Origin of the sequence: Rurimicrobium arvi (assembly GCF_039540495.1) — a bacterium.
GTDB lineage: Bacteria > Bacteroidota > Bacteroidia > Chitinophagales > Chitinophagaceae > Rurimicrobium > Rurimicrobium arvi.
In genome coordinates, this window is the sequence record NZ_BAABEZ010000022.1 from 349,371 (window position 1) to 349,753 (window position 383).

Genomic DNA, 383 nt, shown 5'->3' on the forward strand with positions numbered 1-383 from the left:
TGGCACACTCACCACTGCTTTCGTTCCGATGGGTTTGTAATCCTGGTCGAAGTAGCGGAGCGCATGCGACATCACATCCCGTGCATAGGTCATATCGCCGGAGAGTCCGTTCGTGCCCATATCCTTTACAGGGTTCAGCACATCGCCGTTCACCGATTTGAGCCAGCCCTGGATCGTGTACGCATACTCCAGGCTCTGCACCTGGTTCTGGCCCAGCTGCAGCCGCGCAAGCGGGCCATGCTGGTAATAGCTGTAGCGGGCATCACGGTTCCATATCTCCCCATCGTTGCTCGTATACACGTCCGTGATGCGGTTGTCTGCATCATACTCATACTTCTGGTAAAACTGGTCTGCAAAGCCACGGTTGTAGCTGATCATGTTCA

General features: G+C 54.8%; 1 protein-coding gene. It reads right to left on the reverse strand.

Annotation, left to right across the window (positions count from 1 at the left end):
- Positions 1-383 (reverse strand): hypothetical protein (locus ABD846_RS08290; protein WP_344825135.1); only part of this gene is annotated, 383 nt, incomplete at both ends.